General features: G+C 76.2%; 15 protein-coding genes. 11 read left to right on the top strand and 4 right to left on the bottom strand.

Going from position 1 to position 15,606, the window contains the following annotated elements; genetic code table 11:
- Positions 1-37 precede the first annotated feature (37 nt).
- The 7 genes from ACPCUX_RS02395 (at position 38) to ACPCUX_RS02365 (ending at position 7,122) form a co-directional block, all read left to right on the top strand.
- Positions 38-1,888 carry a bifunctional ADP-dependent NAD(P)H-hydrate dehydratase/NAD(P)H-hydrate epimerase gene (locus ACPCUX_RS02395; RefSeq protein ID WP_423388102.1) on the top strand — a complete coding sequence of 617 codons (1,851 nt, stop codon included), beginning with the start codon at positions 38-40 and terminating at the stop codon, positions 1,886-1,888.
- A 153-nt stretch (positions 1,889-2,041) separates the two neighbouring features.
- On the top strand, positions 2,042-2,950 hold the full coding sequence (locus ACPCUX_RS02390; protein ID WP_043660468.1) for a pseudouridine synthase: 909 nt from the start codon (positions 2,042-2,044) through the stop codon (positions 2,948-2,950).
- Between the two features lie 205 nt (positions 2,951-3,155).
- Complete coding sequence (gene alr, locus ACPCUX_RS02385; protein WP_423388134.1) at positions 3,156-4,400, top strand: alanine racemase; 1,245 nt, start codon at positions 3,156-3,158, stop codon at positions 4,398-4,400.
- A gap of 77 nt (positions 4,401-4,477) precedes the next feature.
- Complete coding sequence (gene tsaE / locus ACPCUX_RS02380) at positions 4,478-4,975, top strand: tRNA (adenosine(37)-N6)-threonylcarbamoyltransferase complex ATPase subunit type 1 TsaE (protein ID WP_061268667.1); 498 nt, start codon at positions 4,478-4,480, stop codon at positions 4,973-4,975.
- Between the two features lie 46 nt (positions 4,976-5,021).
- Positions 5,022-5,741, top strand: a complete 720-nt coding sequence (gene tsaB, locus ACPCUX_RS02375) for a tRNA (adenosine(37)-N6)-threonylcarbamoyltransferase complex dimerization subunit type 1 TsaB (RefSeq protein WP_043660420.1) — start codon at positions 5,022-5,024, stop codon at positions 5,739-5,741.
- Complete coding sequence (gene rimI / locus ACPCUX_RS02370; protein WP_051028740.1) at positions 5,738-6,277, top strand: ribosomal protein S18-alanine N-acetyltransferase; 540 nt, start codon at positions 5,738-5,740, stop codon at positions 6,275-6,277. Before tsaB ends, rimI begins: the two co-directional genes overlap by 4 nt.
- Positions 6,274-7,122 carry a sulfurtransferase gene (locus ACPCUX_RS02365; protein WP_423388101.1) on the top strand — a complete coding sequence of 283 codons (849 nt, stop codon included), beginning with the start codon at positions 6,274-6,276 and terminating at the stop codon, positions 7,120-7,122. The genes rimI and ACPCUX_RS02365 overlap by 4 nt, the downstream gene beginning before the upstream one ends.
- 103 nt (positions 7,123-7,225) lie before the next feature.
- On the opposite strand, the gene ACPCUX_RS02360 is transcribed toward ACPCUX_RS02365, so the two are convergent.
- Positions 7,226-7,873, bottom strand: coding sequence for a malonic semialdehyde reductase (locus tag ACPCUX_RS02360; protein WP_021482305.1), 648 nt, complete (start codon positions 7,871-7,873; stop codon positions 7,226-7,228).
- Positions 7,874-7,974: 101 nt separating this feature from the next.
- On the opposite strand from ACPCUX_RS02360, the gene tsaD reads away from it, so the two are divergent.
- Positions 7,975-9,042 (top strand): tRNA (adenosine(37)-N6)-threonylcarbamoyltransferase complex transferase subunit TsaD, encoded by a 1,068-nt coding sequence (gene tsaD / locus ACPCUX_RS02355; protein WP_423388100.1) that lies wholly within the window; start codon positions 7,975-7,977, stop codon positions 9,040-9,042.
- 13 nt (positions 9,043-9,055) lie between these two features.
- On the opposite strand, the gene ACPCUX_RS02350 is transcribed toward tsaD, so the two are convergent.
- Together ACPCUX_RS02350 and ACPCUX_RS02345 are read right to left on the bottom strand one after the other, a co-directional pair.
- Positions 9,056-10,213, bottom strand: coding sequence for a glutamate--cysteine ligase (locus ACPCUX_RS02350; protein ID WP_114553463.1), 1,158 nt, complete (start codon positions 10,211-10,213; stop codon positions 9,056-9,058).
- Positions 10,210-11,487, bottom strand: coding sequence for a class I SAM-dependent methyltransferase (locus ACPCUX_RS02345; protein ID WP_076405093.1), 1,278 nt, complete (start codon positions 11,485-11,487; stop codon positions 10,210-10,212). The genes ACPCUX_RS02350 and ACPCUX_RS02345 overlap by 4 nt, the downstream gene beginning before the upstream one ends.
- Before the next feature lie 238 nt (positions 11,488-11,725).
- On the opposite strand from ACPCUX_RS02345, the gene groES reads away from it, so the two are divergent.
- Complete coding sequence (gene groES / locus ACPCUX_RS02340) at positions 11,726-12,022, top strand: co-chaperone GroES (RefSeq protein ID WP_021482870.1); 297 nt, start codon at positions 11,726-11,728, stop codon at positions 12,020-12,022.
- 189 nt (positions 12,023-12,211) lie between these two features.
- Here the strand turns inward: groES and ACPCUX_RS02335 are convergent, their stop codons facing one another.
- A complete protein-coding gene (locus ACPCUX_RS02335) occupies positions 12,212-12,502 on the bottom strand; it encodes a WhiB family transcriptional regulator (RefSeq protein ID WP_031316449.1) in 291 nt (96 codons plus the stop codon).
- A 304-nt stretch (positions 12,503-12,806) separates the two neighbouring features.
- Between ACPCUX_RS02335 and ACPCUX_RS02330 the strand changes: the two genes are divergently transcribed.
- Positions 12,807-13,892, top strand: coding sequence for a MerR family transcriptional regulator (locus tag ACPCUX_RS02330; RefSeq protein WP_285678237.1), 1,086 nt, complete (start codon positions 12,807-12,809; stop codon positions 13,890-13,892).
- A gap of 138 nt (positions 13,893-14,030) precedes the next feature.
- Complete coding sequence (guaB, locus tag ACPCUX_RS02325) at positions 14,031-15,560, top strand: IMP dehydrogenase (protein WP_021479849.1); 1,530 nt, start codon at positions 14,031-14,033, stop codon at positions 15,558-15,560.
- The last annotated feature ends 46 nt before the right edge of the window (positions 15,561-15,606 follow it).

Raw genomic sequence — 15,606 nt, 5'->3', positions numbered from 1 at the left:
GCAGGCGGCCTCGGCGCCCGGTGGGCAGGATGAGGTCATGATCGAAGCCTGGTCCGTCGCCGACGTCCGCGCCGCCGAGGAGCCCCTGCTCGCCGCGGGCGTCCCGCTCATGGAGCGGGCGTCGTTCGCGCTCGCCACCGTCGTCGCGCGCGACCTCGCCCGACGCCGGTCGGTCGCCTTGCCCGACGGCGGCCGCCGCGACGGGCGCGTCACCGGCGCCCGGGCGGTCCTGCTCGTCGGCTCGGGCAACAACGGCGGGGACACGCTGCACGCGGGCGCGTACCTCGCGCGCCGCGGCCTCGAGGTGCTGGCGGTGCTCACGGGCGAGCACGCGCACGCCGGCGGTCTCGCGGCGCTCCGGGACGCGGGCGGACGCGTCGAGGTGCTCGTCGGCAGCCCCGACGGCGCGGCGCACGACGACGGTCACGACGACGGTCACGGCGACTGCCAGCGCGACCACCTCGACCCGCACGTCGCCGACCGGGTCGCCGCCCAGGCAGCGCGCGCCGACGTCGTGCTCGACGGCCTCGTCGGGATCGGCGCCCGCGGGGCGCTGCGCGGGGTCGCGGCGGACCTCGTGGAGCGGCTGACCGCGGTGCTCGACGGCGGCCCCGCGCACGGTCCCGAAGGCCTCGGTCGGCCGTGGGTCGTCGCGGTGGACGCGCCGAGCGGCATCGGCGTCGACGACGGCACGGTGCCGGGCCCGGTGCTGCGCGCCGACCGCACGGTGACGTTCGGCGCCGCCAAGCCGGGGCTGCTCCTGCCGCCCGCGACGCACCTCGCGGGGCACGGCGCGGTCGTCGACATCGGGCTGCGCCTGGGCGCACCCGGCCCTCATGCACCCGGCGTTGACGCAGCCGGCCTTGGCGCGCCCGGCCTTGGCGCACCCGGTGCTGACGCAACCGGCCCTGACGCACCGGCCCCGGGTGCACCCGTCCCTGACGCTCCCCGCCCCGACGCGCCCGCGCCGGACCGGGGGACCGCGGCGCCGGTCGTGCGTCGGCTCGAGCCGGCGGACGTCGCGGTCCTCTGGTCCGTGCCCGGCGCCACCGACCACAAGTACACGCGCGGCGTCGTCGGCGTCGTGGCGGGCACGCCGACCTTCCCGGGCGCGGCGGTGCTCGTCACGACCGCGGCCGTCCGCACGGGTCCGGGCATGGTGCGCTACGGCGGGCCCGACGACGCCACGCGCGCCGTCCTCGCGGCCCGCCCCGAGGTGGTGCCCGCCGCGGGCCGCGTCCAGTCCTGGGTGCTGGGCCCGGGCGTCCCGGCGGTCCCCGGCCCGGGCGACGACCCGGTCGACGACGGCGGCCAGCACGAGCGCGTGCGGGCGGCGCTCGCCGCCGCGACGGCGACCCACGCGACGACCACCGACGCGACGCCGCAGCGCGTGCCCGCGGTCGTCGACGCGGGCGCTCTGTCCCTGCTGCCCGACCGCTGCCCGCCGTCGGTCGTGCTCACCCCGCACGCCGGGGAGCTCGCGACGCTCCTGCGGGCGCGTGGCGACGACGTGACGCGTCCCGACGTCGAGGCCGAGCCGCTGCGGTGGGCGCGCCGCGCGCACGAGGCCACCGGCGCGACGGTGCTGCTCAAGGGGTCGGCGACGGTCGTCGTCGGGCCGGAGGGCGCGTGGTCGCAGGCGGACGCGCCTGCGTGGCTCGCGACCGCCGGGGCGGGCGACGTCCTCGCCGGCATCCTCGGCACGCTGCTCGCGGCGCACGCGGAGCGCGTCGTGCGGGAGCCGGGCCTCGCTGCGCAGCTGGCCGCGGCGGCCGCCGTCGTGCACGGTCTCGCCGCCGAGCGCGCGAACCCGGGCGGTCCCGTCGCGGCGCTCGACGTCGCGGACGCGGTCCCGGGCGTCGTCGCGGAGCTGCTCGCCGCGCGCTGACCGCGCCCACGGCGCACCCCACCGCGCGTCGACCACGCCGGGTTGCGCCCGCGCGCCGGTTGCGCCCGCGTGCCGACTGCGCCGCCGCGCACCCCACCGCACCCACGCGCGACCCGCACCGACCGCGGGCACCCCGCCGGTACCGTGGAGGGCGTGGTCCCCCTCCCCGTGCGCGACGGCCTCAACCCGACGCGCCTCGTGCTGCCGCACGACGCCGAGAGCGTCGCGCGGTACCCGCGCACCCTCGACTACGTGCGCCACCGCTTCCCCGACGACGCCGCGCGCCTCGCGGAGAAGGTCGCGGCGGGCGAGGTCGTCGACGGCCGCGGGCGCCCGGTGGACGCGCGCACTCCGTACGAGCCGCGCGGGTTCGTGTTCCTCTACCGCGACCCGCCCGTCGAGCCGGACGTGCCGTTCGAGGTCCGCGTGCTGCACCGCGACCGGGATCTGCTGGTCGTCGACAAGCCGCACTTCCTCGCGACCATCCCGCGCGGGGCGTACGTCGCGCGGTCGGTGCTGGTGCGGCTGCGCCGCGACCTCGACCTGCCCGAGCTCAGCCCGGCGCACCGCCTCGACCGGGTGACCGCGGGCGTCCTGCTGCTCACGCTGCGCCCGCAGGTGCGCGGGGCGTACCAGGAGCTCTTCGCGCGCCGCGAGGTGCGCAAGACCTACGAGGCGGTCGCGCCGTGGGACCCGTCGCTCGACCTCCCCGCGACCGTGCGCAGCCGCATCGTCAAGCGCCGCGGCGTCATGCGGGCCGAGGAGGTAGACGGCGAGCCCAACGCGGAGAGCCGCGTCGACGTCGTCGAGACCGACCCGGCGCGCGGGCTCGCGCGGTACCGGCTCGAGCCGCACAGCGGCCGGACGCACCAGCTCCGCCTGCACATGGCGCGGCTCGGCGTGCCGATCGTGCACGACAACTTCTACCCCGAGCCGTACGACGTCTCGCCCGAGGACTACTCGCGCCCGCTCCAGCTCGTGTCGCGGTCGCTCGCGTTCACCGACCCGTTCACGGGCCGCGAGCGCCGCTTCGCGACGGACCGCGCGCTCTCCGCGTGGTGACGCGCGGGTGAGAGAATCGACGACCGTGAGCGACACCCAGCGCACGACCTCTCCCGGCACACATCCCGGCACACCCGCCGGCGCCCCCGGCACCGTCCCGACCGGCGCCCGGGCGGGCTCCCTCGCGGGCCCCGCCCCGACGTCCCGCGCGAGCGGCTCCGACGGCCCGGACCCCCGCGCCTACCCGGCCCGCGCCGTCGTCGACCTGGCGGCGGTGCGCGACAACGTGCGCGCGCTCGCGGACCTCGCGCCGTCGTCCCAGGTGATGGCCGTGGTCAAGGCGGACGCGTACGGGCACGGGCTCGTCGCGAGCGCGCTCGGGGCGCTCGCGGGCGGTGCGACGTGGCTCGGGACGGCGCAGCCGGGCGAGGCGCTCGCGCTGCGGGCGGCGGGAGTCGGCCCGGACCGCGCGCGCGTGCTCACGTGGCTCTACCCGCCGGGCGCGCCGCTGCGCGACCTCGTGGAGGCGGACGTCGACGTGTCGCTCGCGGCGCGCTGGGCCGTGGACGAGGTCGTCGCCGCGGCGCGGGCCGCGGGCCGGACCGCCCGGGTGCACCTCGCGGTCGACACGGGCCTGGGCCGCAACGGGATCATGCCCGCGGACCTGCCCGACGTGCTCGACGCCGTGGCGCGCGCCGAGGCGGAGGGTGCCGTGCGCGTCGTCGGCATGTGGTCGCACCTGGCGTTCGCGGACGAGCCCGGCCACCCGACCGTCGTCTCGCAGGCCGACGTCTTCGACGAGGCCGTGCGCGAGGCCGCGCGGGCGGGCGTCGTGCCGGAGCTGCGCCACCTCGCGAACTCCGCCGCGACGCTCACGGCCCCCCGCACCCACTACGACCTCGTGCGCCCGGGCCTGGCCGCGTACGGGATGACGCCCGTGCCGCAGCTCGGGCCGCCGTCGCGGTTCGGACTGCGCCCCGCGATGACGCTCCAGGCGCGCCTCGCGACGGTCAAGCGCGTGCCCGGCGGTCACGGCGTCTCCTACTCGCACCACTACACGACGCCGCAGGACACGACGCTCGGCGTCGTGCCGCTCGGCTACGGCGACGGGATCCCGCGCCACGCGTCGGGCGGCGGGCCCGCGGGCGCGCCGGGCGGGCCGGTGCTCGTCGGCGCCCGCCCGGGAGAGCCCGGCGGGCGCGTCGTGCGCGTCGCGGGCCGGGTCTGCATGGACCAGCTCGTGCTCGACCTCGGCCCGGACGCGACCGAGCGCGCGGGCGACGTCGTCACGCTGTTCGGCGCGGGCGACGGCGTGGCGCGCGGCGGGGTCCCCACGGCCGAGGACTGGGCGCAGGCCGCGGGCACCATCAGCTACGAGATCACGACGCGCCTCGGTGCGCGCGTGCCGCGCGAGCACGTGGGGACGCACGTGCTCGACGACGGCGCGCGGGCGCTCCTGGCGCGCGACCCGAGCCCGCACGACAGCACGGAAAGGACGGTCCGCGCGTGAGCGACGACCCGAACCACTCGACCCCGGCGCCCGCCGCCGGGGGGACCGCGGCCGACGACGCCCCGGGCGGCGTCGTCGTGCTGCCCGACGCCGAGGCGACCCGCGCGTTCGGCCGCGCCCTCGCCGCGGTGCTGCGCGCGGGGGACCTGGTGATCCTCACGGGCGACCTCGGGGCGGGGAAGACGACGCTCACGCAGGGGATCGGGGCGGGGCTCGGCGTGCGCGGCCAGGTCGCGTCCCCGACGTTCATCGTCGCGCGCGAGCACCCGTCCGTCGTCGGGGGCCCGGCCCTCGTGCACGTGGACGCGTACCGCCTGGGGTCGCTCGACGAGGTCGACGCGCTCGACCTCGACTCGAGCCTGGACGAGTCGGTGACGGTCGTCGAGTGGGGCAGCGGCCTCGTCGAGGCGCTCGCGGGCGACCGCCTGGAGATCGTGCTCGAGCGCCCGCGCGGCGGGGTCGGCGCGGAGCAGGGCCCGGACGACGACGCCCCCGAGGCGGGGGAGCGGCGCGTGACCGTGCGCGGCGTGGGGGCGCGCTGGGCCGGCCTCGACGTCGCCGCGCTCACCCGGTAGCGCCCGGCGACGAGGACGGCCCCGCTCCCGGCCGTAGGCTGGAGCCGTGGCTGTTCTCGCGCTCGACACCTCCGCCTCCGTCACCGTCGCCGTCGTCTCCGACGACGGCGCTCGTCTCGCCCGCCGCGACGCGCCCGAGCGTCGCCGGCACGCCGAGGCGCTCGCCCCGCTCGTCGAGGCGGCGCTCGCCGAGGCCGGCGTCGACCGCCGCGACCTCACGGCCGTCGCCGTCGGGACGGGCCCGGCGCCGTTCACCGGCCTGCGGGTCGGGCTCGTCACCGCCCGGGCCCTGGGCTTCGCGCTCGGCGTCCCCGTGCTGGGCGTCCCGAGCCTCGACGCCGTCGCCGCGCAGGCCGTGAGCGACCTCGGCCTCGCGCCCGACGACGAGCTCCTCGTCGCGACCGACGCCCGCCGTCGCGAGGTCTACTGGGCGCGGTACCGCGTCGTCGCGCACGAGGGGCCGCACGCGGTCCCCGTGCTCGAGACCGTCGCGGGGCCCGACGTCGGCCCCGCCGCCGACGTCGCGACGCACGCCGCGGGCGCCGTCGTGGTCGGGGAGGGCGCCGAGCTGTACCCCGACGCGCTCGACGTCGCGCAGGACGCGCCGCAGGTCCCCGACGCCGCCGTGCTCGCGCGCCTGGCGATCGCGCGCCGGGCGGCCGGGCTCGAGCAGCCGACCGAGCCGCTGTACCTGCGCCGCCCCGACGTCCAGGAGGCCGCGGCGCGCAAGCGCGTGAGCGACGCGTCGCCGGAGCGGTCGCGATGAGCACGCGGTCGTACGAGATCCGGCTGCGGCCCCTCAAGGCCGCGGACCTCGACCGGGTCGTCGAGCTCGAGCGTGAGCTGTTCGGGCGCGGCGCGTGGACCTACGGGATGCTCGCCGACGAGCTCGCCGGGTTCGGGCGGTGGTACGTCGCCGCCGAGCCCGTGCGGCTCTACGCCGCGGGGCCCCAGCCGCTCGTCGGGTACGCGGGCCTGTGGTTCGACGGCGACGTCACCCAGGTCATGACCATCGGCGTCGACCCGGCGTTCCAGCACCAGGGCGTGGGCTCGGTGCTCCTGGAGGCGCTGGTCGAGCGGTCGCGCGAGCTCGGGGCGAGCGCCGTGCTGCTCGAGGTGCGCGTCGACAACGACGCGGCGCTCGGGCTCTACGCGAAGCACGGGTTCGAGCAGCTCGGCATCCGCAAGCGGTACTACCAGCCCGAGGACGTGGACGCGTACACGATGCGGCTCGAGCTGGGCGCCCCGCCGCCGCGCGACGAGCCGGACTACGGGACGGCGTCCGCCGACGTGGTCGCGTGACGGGCGACCTCGCGCGGCGCGACCGCGTGCTCGTCGACGCGCGCGGCCTCGCCGCGGCGCTCGCGGGCGACCGCCCGCCCGTCGTGCTCGACGTGCGGTGGGCGCTGGGCGTCACCGACGGGCGCGAGCAGCACCGCGCCGCGCACGTGCCGGGCGCGGTGTACGTGGACCTGGAGACCGAGCTCGCGGCGCCGCCGTCGCCCGCCGCGGGCCGCCACCCGCTGCCGGAGGCGGGCGACCTGCAGGCGGCGGCCCGGCGCTGGGGCGTCCGCGCCGACCGGGGCGTCGTCGTGTACGACGCCGTGGGCGGCACGTCGGCCGCGCGCGCGTGGTGGCTGCTGCGCTGGGCGGGCCACGACGACGTCCGCCTCCTCGACGGCGGCCTGCCCGCGTGGCGCGCGGCGGGGTACCCGACCGAGGAGGGCGACGTGCGGCCCGAGCCGGGCGACGTCGTCGTCTCCCCGGGCGGGATGCCGGTGCTCGACGCGGACGGCGCGGCCGGGCTCGCGGCGTCGGGCGTGCTGCTCGACGCGCGCGCGGGCGAGCGGTACCGCGGGGAGGTCGAGCCCGTCGACCCGCGGGCCGGCCACGTCCCGGGCGCGGTGAGCGCCCCGACGACGGGCAACCTCGCCGCCGACGGGACGTTCCTCGACCCGGACGCGCTCGGCGCGCGGTTCGCCGCGCTCGGCGTCGACCCGTCGCGCCCCGTCGGGGTGTACTGCGGATCGGGCGTCACCGCCGCGCACGAGGTCGCCGCGCTCGCGACGCTCGGCGTCGACGCGGCGCTCTACGCGGGGTCGTGGTCGCAGTGGTCGAACGACCCCGGCCGCCCCGTCGCGACCTGACGCACGCCGCGCCTCCCGGACCGAGGCGCGCGCGCAGCCCCCGGACGCGACGAGGCGGCACCCCGGTGGGGTGCCGCCTCGGCTCGGAGGTGCGGGACGGGACTCAGAGGACCTCGGCGACCTGGTGGAAGTCGAGGCGCGCCTGGCGCGGGAAGTGCGCGCCCTCGTCGGCCGGGTAGCCCACGTTGATCGCGACGAGCGTGCGCCAGCCCGACTCGCCGAAGAACTCAGCGTCGATCCCGGCGGCGTCGAAGCCCGTCATGGGGCCCACGGACAGGCCGGCGGCGCGCAGCCCGACGATGAGGTAGCCGATCTGGATGAGGGCGTTGGTGCGGGCCATGCCCTCACGCAGGTCGGCCTGCGGGTCGAGCTGCTCGGCGATGCCCTCGCGGAACGGCGCGAGCGTGCCGAGGTGCTGGTGGAACGACGGGTCGGCGGCGGCGACGATCGTCACCGGCGCGGCGAGCGTCTTGTCGCGGTTGAAGTCCGCCATGTGCGCGCCGAGGCGCTGCTTCGCCTCGGGCGTGCGGACGACGAGCAGCCGCAGCGGGAGGGTGTTCATCGCGGTGGGCGCCCAGCGGACGAGGTCCCAGGCGGCCTGGATCTGCGCGTCGGTGACGGGCTCGTCCGAGAACGCGTGCGTGGTGTGCGCCGCGCGGAACAGGCGGTCCGCGGCCTGCGCGTCGATCGCGAGCTGGTCGGCCTGCTCGCTCGGCGCGGCAGAGGACTCGATGAGGGTGTCGGTGCTCATGACTGGCACAAACAGTTGAACCCTTGATCATCTTCCGAGCAGACGGTGTGACGTGCGCGACACGGACGGTCCGGCCCCCGCGCGCGACTACCCTGGAGGCCATGGTCCCCACTGCTCCCGCGAGCTTCGGCGAGCCCCTGGTGCTCGGCATCGAGACGTCCTGCGACGAGACGGGCGTCGCGCTCGTCCGTGGCCGCGAGCTGCTCGTCGACACGGTCGCGAGCTCCATGGACGAGCACGCGCGCTACGGCGGGATCATCCCCGAGGTCGCCTCGCGCGCCCACCTCGAGGCGATGATCCCCACGCTCGAGCGCACGCTCGGCACGGCCGACGTCGACCTCTCCGAGGTCGACGCGATCGCTGTGACCGCCGGGCCGGGGCTCGTCGGCCCGCTGACCATCGGCGCCTCGGCGGCGAAGGCCCTCGCGCTCGCGCTCGGCAAGCCGCTCTACGGCGTGAACCACGTGATCGGCCACGCCGCCGTCGACGAGCTCGTGCACGGCGCGTTCCCCGAGCGCGTCATGGCGCTCGTCGTGTCCGGCGGGCACAGCTCGCTCCTGCTCGTGGACGACGTCGCGACGTCCGTCACCGAGCTCGGCTCGACGCTCGACGACGCCGCGGGCGAGGCGTTCGACAAGGTCGGGCGCCTGCTCGGCCTGCCGTACCCCGGCGGCCCGCACATCGACCGCCTCGCGCGCGAGGGCGACCCCACGGCGATCCGGTTCCCGCGGGGCCTCACCGCGCGCAAGGACCAGGAGAAGCACGCGTACGACTTCTCGTTCTCGGGCCTCAAGACGGCCGTCGCGCGCTGGGTCGAGGCCCGCCAGGACGCGGGGGAGGAGATCCCCGTGCACGACGTCGCCGCCTCCTTCGCGGAGTCCGTCGCCGACGTGCTCACCGCCAAGACCATCGCCGCGTGCGAGCGGCACGGCGTCTCGACGCTCGTCGTCGGCGGCGGGTTCAGCGCGAACTCCCAGCTGCGCGACATGGCCGCGGAGCGCTGCGCGGAGGCGGGCATCGAGCTGCGCATCCCGCCGATCCGCTACTGCACCGACAACGGGGCGATGATCGCCGCGCTCGGCTCGGCCGTCGTGCGGGCGGGCGTCGCGCCGTCGAGCCTGGACATCGGCGTCGACTCGTCGATGCCGCTCACCGTCACGCACGTGTGACGGCCCGGCCGGGTCACAGGGGCCGGCCGGCCCGCATCTCGGCGACGAGCGAGCGCACGACGGCGTCCAGCTCGCCCCCGTGGCGGCGCGCCACCGCGCGCTGCCGCTGGTAGGACGCGCCGCGCCGCACGATGGTGCGCACGCCGTCGAGCTCGTCGAGGCACCCGAGGCGCGCCGCGACGGGCTCGAGCTCGACGAGCAGCCGCCCGACGGCGTCGGTCACGAGCTCCTCGTTGCCCTCGCGGTCGAGGATGATGATCGCGTCCATGCCGTAGCGCGCCGAGCGCCACTTGTTCTCCTGCGCGTACCACGGCGGGATGCTCGGCAGCTCGCGCCCCTCGTCGAGCATCGTCGAGAAGTGCTCGACGAGGCAGTGCGTGAGCGCGGCCAGCGCCAGGAGCTCGGAGACGTTCGTGACGCCGTCGCAGATGCGCGTCTCGAGCGTGCCGAACTGCGGCGCGGGCCGCAGGTCCCACCGCACCTCGTCGAACGCGTCGATGACGCCGGTGTGCAGCATGTCGGCGACGTACCCCTCGAGCTCCTCCCACGTCCCGAACTGGAACGGCAGGCCCGCGGTCGGCAGCTGCTGGAACATCAGCGCGCGGTTCGACGCGTAGCCGGTGTCCTTGCCGCCCCAGAACGGCGAGCTCGCCGAGAGCGACTGGAGGTGGGCGAACGTCGTGAGCATCGCGCGCTGGATCGGCAGCACCTTGGCGCGGTCCTCGATGCCGACGTGCACGTGCACGCCGTAGATGAGCATCTGCCGCCCCCACCACTGGGTGCGGTCGATGAGCGTGGTGTAGCGCTGCTTGTCGGTGACCTTCTGCTGCGCCCAGCGCGCGAACGGGTGCGTGCCCGCGCTCATGAGCTCGACGCGCAGCGGGTCCGTCACGGCGCGCAGCTCCTCGACCGAGCGCTGCAGGTCGCGGCCGGCCTCGCCCACCGTGCGGCACACGCCGCTCACGACCTCGACCGTGTTGAGCAGGAGCTCCTGCTTGATCGACGGGTGCGGGCCGCCGTCGGCCGGGCGCACGGCGTCGAGCACGGTCTGCGCGACCTGCCGCAGGTCGCCCGAGTCGGCGTCGACGAGCGCGAGCTCCCACTCGAGCCCGACGGTCGAGCGCTCCGAGCGCGCGAAGGGGATCGCCGTGCGGCGCGGCAGGGCGCTCACCGGGGCCCGTCTTGCCCGGCGCCGGCCGGGGGAGCGGAGAGCGGCTCGACGACGAGTACCTGCTGGGAGCCGCCGACGCGCGTGAGGACGATCGTGGCCGTCGCGTCGCCCGTGAGGGCGAGCTGCCGCCGGAGCTGCTCCGGCGTGACGGCGGTGCCCCGCTTCTTGATCGTCAGACGACCGACGCCGCGCTCGCGCAGGTACGAGCGCAGCCGCTTGAGGCCGAACGGCATGGTGTCGAGCACGCGGTAGCCGCGCGCGAGCCCGTCCGCGAGCCCCGTCGCGTCGAGCGGCGCGGGGGAGTCGGTGGTCACGTACGCGATGGTCCGGTCGAGCAGGCGGCCGCCCAGCCCGCGCGCCGCGTGGGCGACGAGCCCCGCCCGGATCACGGCGCCGTCGGGCTCGTAGAGGTACTGCCCGACGGCGCCCACCTCGGGCACCACGTCCGCGTCGCCCGGGCGGTGGGCGATCCGTCGGGTCGTGGTGCGCGCGGTCCCGTCGGGCCCGGTCCACGACGACAGGACGAGCGCCGACCGGCCCGGTCCCTCGGGCGCGAGCGGGCCGAACCAGAGCCCGGCCTCCACGACGTCCCCGTCGACCGACACCCACTCGGTCTCGGCGTCCTCGGGCAGGCCGGCGTGCGGGATGCCCGGGCCGACCTTGATCCCGACCGCGGGCACACGCTCGCGCAGCGCCCACACCGCGTCGAGCGGTGGGGCGTAGGCCTTCGGGTCGAACACGCGCGTGCCGGCGCGGGTGCGGCGCGCCGGGTCGGCGTACACGCCCTCGATCCGCTCGCCCTCCAGGTCGAGCGCGAGCCCGTCGCCGTGGCGCACCTCGGCCTCGGGGAAGTGGCGCAGGTTGACGGTCGCGATCGCCGCGGTGAGCTCGTCGACGTCGGTCGCGAGCACCTCGAGCTCCGCGGCGGCGAACGCGAGCGCGTCGACGCCGATCCCGCTCGTGAGGTCCGCGACGCGCCGGATCCCCGCCTCCTGGTACCGCCGGGCGTGCAGGCCCGCGACGACGAGCCGGCTCGCCTGCTCCAGCCCCGCCTGCGTGAACAGCATGCCGTCGGCGAACGCCCCGAGCTTGCCGTGCGCCGCGGCGCGCAGCCGGGACTGGGTGAGGGCCGCTGCGGCCAGGTCCGGGTCGACGCCCTTCGCGCGCAGCCCTGCCGCGAGCACGAGCGCCTGCTGCTCGTCGTACGGCGGGAGCGCGCCGAGCAGGGCCCAGCCCTCGGGGCTGAGCAGCTTGGTGAGCGTGGCGGCGTCCATGGCGTCGATCCTTCCACGGGGGCCGGGGACCACGCGCAGCCGGGGCCCGGTCGTCCGCAGGACGGACGTTGGCACTCGCCTTGACCGAGTGCTAACCGGGACCTAGATTTGAGACGTGCCGCCACCGCTCGCGGAGGCGGCACCACGTGCGACCAGGCTGTCCGGCACCCGCGACGACGGCCAGCCGGTGCGCTCGACCCATCCGTTGCAGTTCTCACCGCGAAAGGGGAGGTCCGACGTGTCGGTCCCCATCAAGCCGCTCGAGGACCGGATCGTCGTGAAGGCCCTCGAGGCCGAGACCACGACCGCATCCGGCCTGGTCATCCCGGACACCGCCAAGGAGAAGCCCCAGGAGGGCGAGGTCCTGGCCGTCGGTCCGGGCCGTGTCGACGACAACGGCAACCGCGTCCCGCTCGACGTGACCGTCGGCGACAAGGTCATCTACAGCAAGTACGGCGGCACCGAGGTCAAGTACGGCGGCGAGGACTACCTCGTCCTGTCCGCGCGCGACATCCTCGCCGTGGTGGTCGGCTGACGCCGACCCGGTTCAGCAGCAGGGCCCCGCGACCGTCGGTCGCGGGGCCCTGCTGCGTTCCGTGGCCGGTCGCCCCACCGGTGGTCCCACGGGTCGTGCGCACGTGCGCCCGGTACGACGTCGGACCGGGGCCGTGCGGGTCTGCTGGTGGCGCGAAGGCACCGAGGTGGTGCCCGGGGAGAGGGTGCGTCAGCCGGTGCGGCGGGCGCCGCCCGCGAGGATGGCGGCGCGCTCGTCCTCGCTCAGGCCGCCCCACACCCCGTACGGCTCGCGCACGCGGAGCGACTGCTCGCGGCACTGCATCATCACGGGGCACGAGTGGCAGATCGCCTTCGCGGCCTCCGCTCGCCGTCGTCGCGTCGAGCCGCGCTCACCCTCGGGGTGGAAGAACAACGTGTCGTCCGCGTCGCGGCACGAACCCTGGTACTGCCATTCCCACAGCTCCATGACGGGCCCGGGGAGCCTCGAGATCTCTGCCATGCCGAACAACCTACAAGCGTTGCAAGACTTGTTCAAGCCCCCTGTGAGGAAAAAGTGAACGAGCAGGTTGAACCGCTCGTGGAGCGGTGCGAGGGGGTCAACCGCGTCGGCTGCTCCCGGCGCGCTGACGCGATCGGCGGCGCCCGGCGCGTTTGCGCGTGCAGCGAACAAATACGGCGCGGGTGTGGCGCGAAGGGTGCACGACTGTGACCTCTACGAGGTGGCGAGACGGGTGCCCGCTCGGCAGAATCGATCCATGACCTCAGTCCGGTCCGCCCCCGACCCCGAGGGAGCCCGACCGAGCATGACCTCGTCTCCCGGCCTCGCCGTCGCCGCCGTCGCGCGCCGGCTCGGCGTCGCGCCCGCGACCCTGCGCACCTGGGACCGTCGCTACGGCCTCGGCCCCTCGCAGCACCGGGCCGGCTCCCACCGGCGCTACACGGACGACGACGTCGCTCGCCTCGTCGTGATGCGCCGCCTCACGCTCGACGGCGTCGCGCCCGCCGACGCGGCCCGCGCCGCGCTCGCCGCCGACGAGGAGGAGCTCGCCGCGAACCGTGGGGCGATCTCCTTCGACGACCGCGGCGCCGACGGCGCGGGCGACCTCGACGCCGACGAGCCCGAGGCCGACGACGAGGCGCCCGAGCCGCCGCCGTCGCGCCCGTTCCTGCGCGCCGTCCCGGGTGGCGAGCCCGCACGGGCCGCCGGTCCCCGTCCGGTCGGCGTCCGTGAGGGACCGCGGCCCACGCGCGTCTCCGACGTCGTCGACGCGGCGATCGCCTACGACCAGCGCGCGTGCGACCGGCTGCTACGCATCCCGACGGGCGGCGACCCGGCCGCGTGGTGGTCCGACCTCGTCGAGCCCGCGCTCGAGCGCCTGGCCGAGCGCACCGTGCTCGCCGGCCCGGGCGAGGTGCCCGAGGTCGTGCTCGCCAACGCGACGCTCGTCGCGCTGCGCGAGTACACGCAGGCGAGCGAGGACGCGATCGTGGCCGCCGGGGGGCCGCCCCGCAACCACCCGAGCCGCATGCGGCGGATCGTCCTCGTGTTCGCGGCGCCCGACGAGCCGCTCCCGCTGGCCGCGCACGCCCTCGCCGCGTCGCTCGCCTCGCACGGCGCGATGGCGCGCATCGTCACCGGCCCCGCGAACGTGCACCGCACGCTGGAGATCGTGACGATGGTGCGGCCGTCCGCCGTCGCCATGGTGACCACGCAGGCGCGCCCCGACCTGGGCATCGTGCACGCCGCGCACGACGCGAACCCGAGCCTGCCGTTCTTCGTCGGGCTCCCGAGCGACCAGGCCGCGGAGGAGCTCCCGCTCGCCGCGACCGTCCACCGGGTGCGCAGCTTCACGGGCCTCCTGCACGAGCTCCTCGCCGTCGTGCGCTGAGCCGTCCGGGGACCGGTCGGACGGGCGCGGTGCGCGCCCACGCGTCCACGTGCCTCCCGCCCGTCCGTGCCTTCCAGGCGCGGGCGGGCGGGGGACCGGGCGGGAATACGGCGAGGGCCCCCGGCGTAGAATCCTGGTGTGACCGCCTCGCCCGTCCCCGCCGCCGTCCCCGACCGTGACCCCTTCGGATTCCTGGGTCTCACCTACGACGACGTCCTGCTGCAGCCCGGCTACTCGGACCTGGCGCCGTCGGACATCGACACCACGACGCGCCTGACGCGCGAGATCTCGATCCGCGTGCCGCTCGTCTCGGCGGCCATGGACACCGTCACCGAGTCGCGCATGGCCATCGCGATGGCGCGCCAGGGCGGCATCGGCGTGCTGCACCGCAACCTCTCGATCGAGGACCAGGCGCTCCAGGTCGACCTGGTGAAGCGCACGCAGACGGGCATCATCGACAACCCGGTGACCATCGGGCCGGACGCGACGCTCGAGGAGCTCGACAAGACCGCGGGCGAGTACCGGATCTCCGGCTTCCCGGTCCTGGACGCCGAGCGCCGCCTCATCGGCATGGTGACCAACCGTGACCTGCGCTTCACGCCCGTCGCCGAGTGGGCGACGACGAAGGTCGACGAGGTCATGACGCCCCAGCCGCTCATCACGGGCCCGGCGGGCATCTCCCGCGAGGAGGCGACCGCGCTCCTGCGCAAGCACAAGCTCGAGCGCCTGCCGCTCGTCGACGCGGACGGCCGCCTCACCGGGCTCATCACGGTCAAGGACTTCGTCAAGTCCGAGCAGTTCCCGAACGCGTCGAAGGACGGCCAGGGCCGCCTGCTCGTCGGCGCTGCGATCGGCTACTTCGGCGACGCGTGGCAGCGCGCCACGACGCTCATCGACGCGGGCGTCGACGTGCTCGTCGCAGACACGGCGCACGGCAACGTCCGGATGCTCATCGAGATGGTCGCGCGCCTCAAGTCCGACCCGGCGACGCGCGACGTCCAGGTGATCGGCGGCAACGTCGCGACGCGCGAGGGCGCGCAGGCGTTCGTCGACGCGGGCGCCGACGCGGTCAAGGTCGGCGTCGGTCCGGGCTCCATCTGCACCACGCGCATCGTCACGGGCGTCGGCGTCCCGCAGGTGACCGCCGTCTACGAGGCGTCGCTCGCCGCGCGTCCGGCCGGCGTGCCGGTCATCGCCGACGGCGGCATGCGCCACTCGGGCGAGATCGGCAAGGCGATCGTCGCGGGCGCGGAGACGGTGATGCTCGGCTCGATGCTCGCGGGCACCGAGGAGTCCCCGGGCGAGACGATCCTCGTCAAGGGCAAGCAGTACAAGGCGTACCGCGGCATGGGTTCCATGGGCGCCATGTCCTCGCGCGGCAAGAAGTCGTACTCGAAGGACCGCTACTTCCAGGCCGAGGTCACGAGCGACGACATGATCGTCCCCGAGGGCGTCGAGGGCCAGGTGCCCTACAAGGGGTCGCTCGGCACCGTGGCGCACCAGCTCGTCGGCGGCCTGCACCAGACGATGTTCTACGTCGGCGCCCGCACCGTGCCCGAGCTCCAGGAGAAGGGGCGCTTCATCCGCATCACGTCGGCGTCGCTCAAGGAGAGCCACCCGCACGACGTGCAGATGACGGTCGAGGCCCCCAACTACACGGGCTTCTGAGCGCGCAGCACCACGACCGACGGCCCGGCACCATCCTCACGGGGTG

Source organism: Cellulosimicrobium sp. AB352, from assembly GCF_049538415.1.
GTDB classification, from domain to species: Bacteria; Actinomycetota; Actinomycetes; order Actinomycetales; family Cellulomonadaceae; genus Cellulosimicrobium; species Cellulosimicrobium funkei.
Note: the sequence above shows the minus strand (reverse complement) of the source record. Positions and strands in the feature narration are given on the sequence as shown.